9 protein-coding genes are annotated in these 12,053 nt (G+C 36.0%); 3 read left to right on the forward strand and 6 right to left on the reverse strand.

Features of this window, described 5'->3' with window-relative positions; genetic code table 11:
* Positions 1–87: 87 nt before the first annotated feature.
* The 3 genes from DKG80_RS01605 to DKG80_RS21040 all read right to left on the reverse strand — a co-directional run bounded on the left by DKG80_RS01605 (position 88) and on the right by DKG80_RS21040 (position 4,338).
* A complete protein-coding gene (locus DKG80_RS01605; RefSeq protein WP_109829536.1) occupies positions 88–3,372 on the reverse strand; it encodes a CHAT domain-containing protein in 3,285 nt (1,094 codons plus the stop codon).
* A gap of 67 nt (positions 3,373–3,439) precedes the next feature.
* Positions 3,440–3,898: a DUF502 domain-containing protein gene (locus tag DKG80_RS01610; protein WP_109829537.1), complete on the reverse strand. Its 459-nt coding sequence runs from the start codon at positions 3,896–3,898 to the stop codon at positions 3,440–3,442.
* 239 nt (positions 3,899–4,137) lie between these two features.
* A complete protein-coding gene (locus DKG80_RS21040; RefSeq protein WP_162555619.1) occupies positions 4,138–4,338 on the reverse strand; it encodes a hypothetical protein in 201 nt (66 codons plus the stop codon).
* 183 nt (positions 4,339–4,521) lie between these two features.
* Between DKG80_RS21040 and DKG80_RS01615 the strand changes: the two genes are divergently transcribed.
* Positions 4,522–5,274: a hypothetical protein gene (locus DKG80_RS01615; protein ID WP_162555620.1), complete on the forward strand. Its 753-nt coding sequence runs from the start codon at positions 4,522–4,524 to the stop codon at positions 5,272–5,274.
* A 9-nt stretch (positions 5,275–5,283) separates the two neighbouring features.
* On the opposite strand, the gene DKG80_RS01620 is transcribed toward DKG80_RS01615, so the two are convergent.
* Both DKG80_RS01620 and DKG80_RS01625 read right to left on the reverse strand, forming a co-directional pair.
* On the reverse strand, positions 5,284–5,538 hold the full coding sequence (locus DKG80_RS01620; RefSeq protein WP_109829539.1) for a hypothetical protein: 255 nt from the start codon (positions 5,536–5,538) through the stop codon (positions 5,284–5,286).
* Positions 5,539–5,707: 169 nt separating this feature from the next.
* Entirely contained in the window at positions 5,708–7,258 is a 1,551-nt protein-coding gene (locus DKG80_RS01625; RefSeq protein ID WP_109829540.1) for an Ig-like domain-containing protein, read from the reverse strand.
* A 575-nt stretch (positions 7,259–7,833) separates the two neighbouring features.
* Between DKG80_RS01625 and DKG80_RS01630 the strand changes: the two genes are divergently transcribed.
* Together DKG80_RS01630 and DKG80_RS01635 are read left to right on the forward strand one after the other, a co-directional pair.
* Positions 7,834–10,263, forward strand: coding sequence for a GDSL-type esterase/lipase family protein (locus DKG80_RS01630; RefSeq protein WP_109829541.1), 2,430 nt, complete (start codon positions 7,834–7,836; stop codon positions 10,261–10,263).
* Positions 10,264–10,337: 74 nt separating this feature from the next.
* The gene (locus DKG80_RS01635) at positions 10,338–11,339 is read left to right on the forward strand and encodes an anti-sigma factor family protein (RefSeq protein WP_109829542.1); all 1,002 of its coding nucleotides are present in this window, start codon (positions 10,338–10,340) and stop codon (positions 11,337–11,339) included.
* Positions 11,340–11,347: 8 nt separating this feature from the next.
* Here DKG80_RS01635 and DKG80_RS01640 read toward each other — a convergent pair whose 3' ends face one another.
* The gene (locus DKG80_RS01640) at positions 11,348–12,043 is read right to left on the reverse strand and encodes an energy transducer TonB (protein WP_109829543.1); all 696 of its coding nucleotides are present in this window, start codon (positions 12,041–12,043) and stop codon (positions 11,348–11,350) included.
* Positions 12,044–12,053 lie beyond the last annotated feature (10 nt).

Raw genomic sequence — 12,053 nt, forward strand, 5'->3', positions numbered from 1 at the left:
GGATGCGAATTTAGTGAACGTGACGAAAATACTTAGTCCGGATAGATCAGAATGAATGATTGTATGATAGAAGATATATATAGGCGCCTACTTTACTAACACAAAAGCTCCCCAGTGATATGGGTTTGGAAATTTTTCTTTGAGCTGTAGCTGAGCTTTTTTGAATGCAAGATCTACTGATTCTTCAGAGAAAAGGTTTTCATAGAAATAGGTCATAAGTAGACTAGTAGCTTCGTCATCAACTTTCCAAAGACTCATGACTAGTTGATCTACTCCTGCATTGATAAAAGCACGTTGAAGCCCGAAAACACCTTGTCCATCTTTTACGGTACCTTGTCCCGTTTCGCAAGCAGATAGAACTAACAAATCGGTATCATAAAGAAGTAGATCTTCAATTTCCTTGGCACTAAGAAATCCATCAATATTAGGGTCTGGAAGATGGCTATTAACACCAGAAAGTAGTAAGCCTGCGTTTAGAGCATTATTTAGATCATTGTCTGTATTCTCAAATACTCCGTGGGTGGCAAAATGAAGTATCGATCCATTCAATTGATTTTTGATGATCGGCTCAATCGCTTGGTCTCCTGCAAAAGAATTGATACGAATATTGTTTTTGGTTAAAGTAGTGTTGATGTTTTCAATTTCTTTTTGAGTACCTGGAAGTCTCGGGACTTTCTCACTGGTGGAGCGAGAAGCTCTCGATGTATACAGCTGGTCAGTATCTATATGAATTTCATAGGGTAGCTGATCGATAGTGGAGGTGATCTCCTGATGTCCAATATCAAAGTTGGGATTGCCTATGATAGTAGCAGTAGTGAATGAGTTCTCATTCTTATCAAATACTTTTCCTTCGAATTTATTAATCAAACGTATGTTGTTTTGTTCAATCAAGTACTTCTTGGTGTCTGGAACATAGAGGGAGTTGGGGTTGATGAAATGATATATTCCATCAGCTACTATCCAAGTATTCTCACTATCATTTAAAACATCAGCCACTTTTCCAAAATACTGTTTGAATGACTTGTCATCTTGGATTTGGAATTTAATATGTGACCGGTAGGAAGAGTAGTATTTGTTTTCTAATAAGTCTCCATTTTCTAAGAAGCGTATTTCAGTGTTTCTGTTCTTGCCTAAAACTATGAAGGCATAAAGTGATTTATTTTCAGTGAAGCTAGACTTTTCAAAATCATAAAAGTCAAATCTTACAATATTGATAACCGCATCTTTTTCAGGAATTTTCTCTTGGTAATCGGTGTAGTCAAGGTAGTCCTGCTGCATTTGAATACTGTAGCGTTCACTAAGGAAATTCAATATCCTAGTTTCACTTTTTACAAATTCTTTTCGATCATCTTCACTTAAGTTGTCATTTCTAAGTCGTTCTTTCACCATTTGAAGCGTGTCCAAATACGATATGGCTTCATGATCTTGACGTTGATGTATTAATCTGAAAAGTTTATTGTTGTTATTGATGATAGCGTTTTTGAAGAAGTTGGAGGCAGCTGCGCCGTAAACGATTTTGTTTTTACTAAGCTTCTCATCTTTATTGAGATACAGGTAACTAAAGTACTTTGCTAGCCACTCATTGTTTTTAGCGTAATGCATGCTTTTCCCTATTTCGCTCATATAGGGGAAGTTGAGGTACATCTCATAGCTGACAGTATTTAGTTTATGCCTCATCACTTGAAAAGCCTCGTGGTTACGATTTTGTTGTACCCAGTAGTCAGATAGTTCGTCAGCGATTAGTTCAGAGTAATAAAATTTGAATAAGCCTGTTTGATTTTTAGACTTTTCAAGCAATTTGAGTGTTTTCGATGCCCTAGTGATATCGTGATTTTGGACATATACTTTGAATTTTAGTTCGTCCAGAATATGTTCCATCTCAGGGGCGGTAGAGAAATCAAATGACTCTGTAGCAAGGTTTATTTCTTTGAGTGCCGCTTTATAGTTTTTGTTTTGAATTTTTAGCTTAATACTTAATTCGAGAAGATGGATAGCATCTTCCAGATTGAATAAACTAGCCTTTTGAATTTCTTTAGCCTTGTTGATATAGGAGTCAGCATAATCATATTCTTCAGCTTCGAGGGCTAAATAAGCCACATTGCTAGCTCCAGTCAATCGGTGTTGTTTGGTAGACTCCATTTTTTCTACTCTCTGAAATGACTCAATAGCATTCTTCATTGCATTAAGTTCATCTCCCATAGCTTGATAATTGTTGGCTATATAAGCGTATAGAGTCGCCTGCTCAGCAGTTTGGAAATCAGATTTATATGGCAAATTGAGAATAGCTTTGGCAAGCTGATTTGACCTTTCATATTCTCTTGTCATATAATAATTAACCACTTGCCAATTGTATGCTGATACTAACATTGCAGTATCCATTGGTGTTTCTTTTCTAAACTCTTCGATGGCCGTTTCTATTAAACCTATTGATTTAGCATACTGACCATTATTAGACTTTTGAATACCAGTATTAAGTAAATCTACGCTTGGCCTAATTTCTACTTTCTTGACAAAATTGTATTCTTTGAGCGCAGGATAATATTGCTTCATATTTTCAACATAGCTCAGATAGGAGGGAACGATCTGAAGCGATTTTTTGAACAAGGAAACGGCCCCTTTGATATTGCCTTGGTAGATTTCGATAGAGCCTAATACATAGTAGGCCATGGCGAAATCTGGACGTTGATCGATACAGATTGAAAGGTGTTTTTTAGCTTCTTCCCAGTTTTGCTGTTGTGAGAATGTACAACCATAGAAATATCTTTGGTAGAAGTCATCCTTGATATCTATACACTTCTTTAGATAAGTTTGACTATTGATATAATCCTTGCTGTTGTAATAAAGCATCCCTAGGTTCATTAGGATATCAGTGCTCTTTGGGTCAAGTTCTAATCCTTTGAGGAGATTAGGGTGCTGAAACATATTGCTGTTTCCAGACGAAATGTCAACACTCCAGTACCAGTAATGGTATTCGGATTCTTGAGGGTTTTTATCTATGAGATCAGTTAGTATAGCTTTAGCTGATGAGAATTGCTGCTGACAGAAGTAACCAATAGCTTGAGCTAAAAGTGATTTGTTATCGGTTGGGAACAAGTTTTTCTTTACGCCATATTCAAAAGCTTTTTGGTACATCAAAGCAGCTGTCTCAATACCATTTATTTGAAGAAATGAGGCCGAATCTGCATAGCTTTTGACAAGGAGTTCCAGTTCATGAGGCTTTAACTCGTTTTTTATATTTAAAGAAGAAATGATATTACCCCACTTAGAGTTTGCGTATAAATCGTCTAAGTCTTTGGTGGTGTTTTGAGCTAAAAGAGAATTTGATAAAAGGGTGAGAGCGACAATGAAGACGCTTAATAAGCATTTGGTCATTTAGACTTTAATTATAGTTGAGCAAAGCAAGATAAACTTAACTTCTTAAAAATTAGCTAAGTGAGCATTAAGTCTTTTCAGGTGTTTGTTTCATTATTCTGTCAGAGCCTGCACCACAGCTGATGATCGATCTCATAGTATCATCAATATTGGCATTGAGCCTAGTGAGGTTTTCTTCTTTTACATGATAGATTGCGCCTGAAGTCGGGTTGGGCCCCGTTGGAACGAATACAGTACAACTGCCATCTTCGTGTTCGTCTGTAATGAAAGCTGTAACCATCGTGTCATTACCAAAAACTTTCACCAAAGCAACTGAAGAGAATGGAGATTTATTCTTTCCAAAAAACTGAGAAACAGTTTCTTTAATGACTTTGTAAAAGGGAATTTTTTCGATCATACTGCCTTCAATCTTTCTGTAGACCACTTGTCCCAATTGTGTCTGTACAAAGGACCCGACACCAAAACATAATAAAATAAAGAATAGCCCTACTAAAAAGGTAGAGGTAGAGTCAGATAGACCAGTCAAGTCACTTAAATATTTAGCATAAGGAGCTAAGAATTTTTTGCGAAACTAAACGCCCATGACACGAAGGTAATTAGGATAAGAAGTGGCAGGATTACAATAAAACCTCCTAGTAAGGTTGATTTAATGAATTCGATTATTTTTTTCATAAGAGATTATTAGATAGATGTCTGATAAGTAAAACTAGCTTTTCTAAACTTCTCTACAAATGAAGGTTTCGTTAATAATCATTGATATCTATGCTAACTGTATCCATAGTTGATCACATGCAGTGCCTGTTTGATAAGATGTAACGTCTGGTTGATCACATGTAATGTATGGTTAATGAGATGTAACGCATGGTTGATCGCATGTAATGTTTGGTTAATGAAATGTAACGCCTGGTTGATCGCATGTAATGCCTGTTTGATGAAATGTAATGCTTGGTTGATGAAATGTAACATCTGGTTGATCAGATGTAATGTTTAGAAGGTCAATTGTAAGGCTTGGTTAATGGAATGTCAGACGACATCTAATCAAACAGTCTTAAGAAATACTACAATATTAATCAGGTTTATTTATCCGATTTCTGTTTGTTGGTATGCACTTTGTTAAGCTAGGTGTAAAATCTATTAACTGATATAAATATGAAAAGCAGAATTCTCCCCATTTGCCTAGCCTCTCTTGTATTGATGAGTTGTACTAAGTCTCAATATTTAGTGTTTTCTAGTGATTTGCCTTACGATAGGTATGAAGGGTTTAAGTCTATAGAGGATGAAGTAGAAGTGAACTATAGTTTTCTGGCTGGTTCGGGATTTATGGTAACTATTTACAATAATAGCGACAGTCTGATTTATGTAGATTGGGACAAATCATCAATGGTTATAAATGGTCGTGCAAAGGCCTTTCGAAAAGGTAGTTTTAATCTGGAGGCAACTTCTTATCAGTTTGCGTCAGCAAAAAGTACCCATGAAATGCAAATTTTAGGTTCAGGAGAGTTTATTCCTTCAGCTACAAGAGAATATATTCCTCCACATTCTACGGTCACCGAGATATATGACGCAGTACACACTTCATATCAACATTTTGCCATGCCAAAAGTCCATGAGTGTGATTCTATTTTTGGAAAGTATGGGTATTACTCATTTGATCCTAACAACTCCGCCTACCACTATCGAAGTTATATTCATATCAATACATTGAATGGGGAACACCCTAAAGTTCTAGATCATAGTTTTTGGCTCTCGGACATTATTAATACCAATAACAATTTGCCTGCAAGGGGTAATGTAATTCGGGAGTCAGAACTTACAGGAGTAGGAAGTTTTTTTACTGTTACCGGAACTTTGTTTGGGATTATATTGGCGGTTCTAGCAGAGGCAGAGACTGTTGATGAATGATGATGAAACTCAACAAACTTTACCATCTCCACTAGGTCTTACAATACAAGCATCGGCTGAGAGAACGTGTTCATTTTCTAATATACTCTTTAATGAATCAAGGTATCTAAACACAGCTTGCTCTCCAATGATCGGCTTTCCATCAAGGACTAAATGCGATTCTTGATCTTGGATGTCTACTATTTTATGAGCCGCAGAAATGTTCTGAAGAAAGTCTTTGATGTCATCACCAAGCTTGTCAGTGTTTTTATGAAAATAAAGCATGCTATTTTTAAACTGTCTAGACTAGAAAAACGAATAATAGAATCTTATGTTCAAAACACTCTCTCAGCCTGATTTATTTTTGTTTATACCCTTAATCGATTAAATCGAATTAGATCATAAGTAGGTCTGTTTAGAATGAGAAAATTTATTTTGATTGAGAACTTAAGGTTTATTTGGGAGTACAGCTAGTTACTACTTGGATTGAAGTACTTTGTCCAGAGGACATTGTCGCAGTTATATTTACAGTAGCCGTTGCTGTTGGGTCTTTAAAGGACATTGTTCCACCAGCATCAATAGAAATTAAGTCAGAATCTGATTTCCAAACTACGTTTTGCTTCGTGTTTTCAGGATAGAATCTAGCTTCTAAAGTGATTGGAGTAGAAGGACAATCTAGTTTGTAAGGTGAAAGTATTTGTTGAGCTTTTACATCTGTGATGACTAATTTTGAGATGTCAAAATCTACCACGGTAGTTACTTCTTTTCTTGCACTAATGGCAGTCACTTGCATGAACTCGCACACTTGATTAAGTGAAGTATTAGCAGTAAGTAAGCCTTTCTGATCGATCGTCGCATAGTCTAGTGCTAATGCTAGTGGTGAAATGATTTCTTCATTCAAAACTTCACACTTGCTTCTTATCGGAATTGCTGTCACATTCCAAGATATTGTTTTATCACTTGCATTTTCAGGGAGGATCTTGACTTCCAATTGTTTTGTCTCTCCAGCTAACATTGAGAAGTTATTAGGTACAATAGAGATGCTAGACACTGGAATATATTCTATACTTACCAAGGCTGAAGCTGAAATTTTGTTGTCACCTTCTACAATTGTAGCAGTCACTTCTAAGCATTCCTTACATTCATTTATACCTTTTATAGTTCCATTCTGGTCAATGGTAGCGTAATAGTCAACAGTTACTTTCTCTTCATTGACCAATGAAAGCGCCCATGTAATATTGCTAGTATTCGTATTGTCGGAGGGAGACTTAGTAACTGTAAGTGTAGAAACCTCTCCCATACCAATTTTGAGAGATACTTCAGTAAAGCTCAATGATTCAATAGGGATATAATTTGAAATGACACTTACTAATGTAGAGGTAGAAATAGTTTTATCACCTTCTGTAGTCGTTGCAGTTAACTCCAAGCATTCATTGCACTCATTAATTCCAGTAATTATTCCTTTTTCGTCAATGGTAGCATAATAATCTGCTTCTACTTCATCCTCAGTTACTAACGATAATGACCACTTTATATCATTGGTATTCGTATTGTCAGAAGGTGATTTAGTTACAGTAAGTTGAAAAGAACTACCCATATCTACTTCAATTGAAGCTTCAGAGAAGCTTATTGATTCTAGGGGGATATATTTATCGACAATTGTTACTAATACGGAGTCTTTGAGATTAGTATTGATTTCTGTAGCGGTGATGGTAGACTGACCCGTGTCGACCGTTTCCAATATGTTATCTTCGATTTTGACTACCTCATTGTCGCTAGAAGTAAAGGTAAATTTAGCTTGGGCGGAGTCTACCCCAGTTATTTCCAAAAGTGAGTCTAAATCAATAGTGGTTCCAAGGACAATGTTTAATGTAGGTTGTTTAAATGAAATTTTTTCAATTGTTAATTCATTTGGTTCCTCAGTTTCTGCTCCGGTACATTGTACTAAAATCGCGGCTATAAATGATATAGATAGTACAATCAGAAAGGGTTTAATAGATTTCATAGTGGATATTTTAATTTCGGTAACGCAAGATACTTACTTATTGAGTCTCAATTTCATTTTTGTATAAACAGAATCATTTTTAATCGCTGGACGATAGCCCTTTGGGTGTAATTCCAAGACCCTTTGGTCTAGCATTTAAATAAAATTCCTAAGATTCTCCATGTACTTGATTATAGAACCTCATTAGCACAGGTTGTAGTCTATTGGATCAGTTGCTTTATTCTTGTGTTCGAGAGCTTGATTTATAGCATCCGGATTAATAACCTTCCATTAGTTAATAAAAAACTACTATTAGTAACTTGTTGCATAGCGATTTCGCTATCGCTTTTAAAGGTGTTAAAACACAGGTTTTAAGATGTCTTTATTTCATTTTGTTAAAGTAAGTGCTTGATTTAAAGAGTAGTGTACAGAGTCAAGTTAAGGTGCCTTTGAGGCTTTCAATAAATCTTGGTTATTTTGTAGAATAGCACTCTCATAAGTAATTACTAAATCATTCAAACTCAACCGATATCAGAACAGCGAAATTCAACTTAAGCGAAGCAGTAGTCTTAAAAAAAGGCTACAAGATTTGTTATATGTACGCCAAAGTGCATTACGTATACTTTTTAAAACAAGGAGAGCTAGCCTATCTACTTAGAGATGAAATATCCAATGAAGAAACTTTACTCTATACTGTCTCCAGAGAGGATACTGCAGTAGGTTGGAATTGTCTCATTCCACCGAAACGATACGCTTGTGATGTAGTGGTTAATTCTGAAGAGGCGGTTCTGTTAAAGATGCCAGTGGAGGACTTCTTGGAAGAAATGGATGATAAGATTCTGAGAACTATCGGAGATAATCTATATCATCAGTTAGATCTTTCTCTCCGCAAACAAACTGCCTTGTTGAGTCCAAAAGTACAGCATAATGCTGTAGAGATGGATAGTTATTTTATATCTGAAGAAAGTACACTTGAAGAAAGAGTCAAGCTTTTAAGTAGCTCACCGTTTTTCGGAGAGTTTCAAGAGGAAGATATTGTATCACTAGCTGAGTTGATGCACATGCGGCGATATGAAGCGGGAGACTTGATTCATGACCAAGACGATTATGCTCATGGTATTAATATACTAATAGAGGGTGATGTTTCTCTTAGAAGGGTAGAAGATGATGTCTTTCTGGATTTAAGGTCGATTTCTACTCCTGGTTATATTTTCGGCTGGTCAAGTGCTTTAGGAGTAAAGGATGTTTGCCGCGCAAGAGCTGAACGTAAGACATTGATTTATCACATTCGTGAAAAGGATTTACATAGATTGGTTTCAGGGACAGAGTTCGGGATTGCATTTTATAAAATGCTTATCTGGCTATTGGGAAATCAGCTAGAACTGTCACATAGCCGTTATATTTATTTACTGGACGAATACGACATCGTATCAGTTAAGCACATCATAGATATCAATAGACCAAAACTCCCGCTATCGTCTATACTTCATCAAATTCCTCATTTACTCAAAGAAACCGCTACTAAGCCTAGTGCTTTCAAGGCATTGCATAAGCTCAGTCATGACGGCACGATTCATGAAAGACACATTGCTTCGATTTGTCTGGACTTGTTGAAAAGTGAAGAATACGAGACTCAATTCTTAGAGAAAATAGGGGAGGTGTACACTGCTGTAGCTGAAAGTACTCCTGATAAAGCGAAGGAGAATAGGGTTATTTGTGCGGAAAAAACTAAAGAAGTATTTAAGAAAACAAATATTCAATTAGATGGATTTGAAAACCTACCTGATGAAGGAGGTAACATTTTTATTTACAATCATCTTTTGAATGATAGCTATTATACATTACCCAATCTTTTTCAGCTGACTTTGGATTCACATTTCCTGAGTTCGGTTCTGTATGAGAAATATGGAGATCCAGGTATGCGGACTGTCAGGTTTGGTAAGAGTATTGAATATGGACATCAGGATTATTATGAAAATCTTGGGTTTATTACAGTATTTACAAAAGATTCAGACATGCATGATGGGCATGTTAGGTCTAAGGCTAAGGAAGCTTTTTATGAAAAAGCTGTCAACTGGATAAAGGATGGAGGTAATATGGTGATTAGTCCTGAGGGTACTTCTTACTCTACAGAGCAGTCTCCTGGGCCATTCAAAATGGGACCTTTTAACGTAGCGGATAGATCTGGAATAGATCCAAATATTGTTCCTGTCGTCTTTTGCAATTTCGATAAGCGCATCTCAGACGTAAAGCTCTATAGTAAAATTCTTAAACCTTTCAAGCTATCTGAGAGAGTCAAAGCAGGTCAATCTCTCAAGGAGTTTGTGTTAGAGTATCAGAAAGAGTTTGCTGAAGAAGTAGAGAAAGCGAAGAAATATTCTAACCAACTGATGCTAGATGAGTATGTGAAGAATATCAAACTGCCTGAGTCTCCTGACATTTGGACAGATGAAATAGAGCAGTTAAAAAAGAAAATACTATCTATCTCTCAACCTGAGGATTTGACTGTTTTCTTTGGTAGTTCGTCTATCCGTCTTTGGGCTAATATGGAAAGAGATCTTGCTCCGAATCGAGTTTTGAATTTGGGGTTTGGAGGATCTACTTATTTGTGGTGCAGCTATTACTTTAAGGAAGTATTTGAGCATGTCAAACCTAAGCAGATCATTCTTTATGGTGGAGATAATGACCTTAGCCATGTGCCCAATCCTAGAGAAGTAATTGCAAATCTTCAGCTTTTGATAGATCAAATAGACCAAAGATTTGGTGATATTACGGTAGCCATTATGACAGTAAAGCCAAGTCCAGATAGGATTTACTTAATGGAGGAGATAAGAGAATTCAATAGACGACTTTCCGAAATAGTTGCAAAACGTCCTAACACTAATTTGATAGATATTCATCCAGCTATGTTGGATCCTGAAGGTAATACTCGTCCAGAATTATTCATTGAAGATATGTTACATATGAATCAAAGCGGTTATGATATTTGGGCGAATATCTTAAAGGAATACTTGGCCAGTTTTTAAGAACAAGAGCACTAAATAAAGGAATCAGCTAAATAACTTTAGTGACTTAATTCACAAATTTGTATTTTGGATTTATGAGTTCTAAATCTAAAGGTCATCCGACCAAAGAAGAGTTGATTGCATATATTAAAATGGATCTTTTCGTGGATGATATGATCCGCATTGAAAGGCATCTTGAAGAATGCGATGCATGTAGGAAAAAAGTTGAAAACCTAAGGTCAACCCCTAATAGAAAACCTTCTTTAAAATTAATACTAAGCCTATTAGTTATAACTGGGATTGGGAGTTATTTTTTAGTCAATTTCTTATTTAATGATAAGAAAGTTGAGGTTGAAGATATACAACCAAACAATGATTTAGTCAATAATGATTCGTTGAGTCGAGATATTGTAATAGTGTCAGAGTTTGTTGAGGATTCTGTTGTAAAGGACGAAGAAATAATAGTTGATGAAAGCCAGGAAGTGACGGTAGATGAGCAAAAAACTATTCCTGATCCTGTGACTAAAGAAGTAATCAGTGAACAATCAGAATCAAAGCAGAACTCATTTAAAACAGCGCCCTTAGTTTCAAAGCAGGAATCTAAAAAGATAGAACCTAAAGAAGAAAAGCCTCAAAAATCGAAACTAATAAAGGAGGAGCCTAATAAGATCCAGCCTCAAGAGGAAGTTTCAAAAGTAGAAGAAGAGGTTCAGAGAACTCAACCAAATTCTGTCATAAAGAAGAAAGAGGAAGCTAAAAAGGTCGTAGAGTATAAGTTAGTAGCATCTTCTCAAAGTTCTGAAAGTCCAAGTCCCGTATCAGGGTTCAGCAAGTATGCAGATGAAATTTTAACCAGACTAAAGAATAAGAAAGTGCTATTAGAGGATGGAAATGCTCAGTTTGCTGAAGTGAGTTTAGAAGTGTCTGATGATGGTAACCCAAATCACGTTGGCTTAAGAAATAGTTCGGATGCAGTTTTTGGGAATGCTGTATTAGAAGCTGTCAAAAATGGATCTAAATGGAAGACTTATATTAGCCCAGAGTATGTAGAGTATAATCAGGCGGTCATTCGTTTTGATCTTACATTAAAGCAATAGCTTAAGGTTTATTTTGGGAGCTTAAAATCTATATTAATCGTTTTTCTAAAGTACACTGGTTTTTCACCATGTTTAGCACCATGCCATCTGGGTGAATTTCTGATTAACCTTTCTGCTTCTCTATTACACTCTCTGGTGAGACCTTTATGTACACAGGCTCCTCCAATTGTCCCATCTTTATTGATAACAAACTGAACCTCTACAGATCCTTCGACTTGTCTTTCTATTGCCTCTTTAGGATATTCTAGGTTTTTTTTAAGATAGCGTTCAAATCTTTTAATTCCTCCATTCGGTTCAGGAGGATGTGAGCATCGTGTATAGAGCTTTTCGTTAACATTCACTACTAGGCGCCATTTTTCTGACATTATTTGTTTGCCAAATACTTTCTCACCAAAATCTAGATCTCTTTTCAGGTTAGCTTTTTTTGCACAAAACAATCCAATTCGATAGGATACATAATTTATCCTTACTCCTTGTTGTTCTAATAAAGAGTCAAAATAATAGACTGATTCTTCGTATTTACCTGAAAAATAAGATTGTCTTTGGAGTTTGCCCCAGACTTTGATTAGACTGTCTTCTACCGATCGATGTTTAGGTAATCGTTTCTGAGCAAAAGAGCTTTGTGCAGATATCAAGAAAATGAATAGTAAGAAGAGCCCTACAGAGGCTTTTCTCCATATTATATTCAGTCTTCTATTTGTCAATGTAATTCTG

This window comes from Reichenbachiella versicolor (genome assembly GCF_003171675.1).
Lineage (GTDB): Bacteria > Bacteroidota > Bacteroidia > Cytophagales > Cyclobacteriaceae > Reichenbachiella > Reichenbachiella versicolor.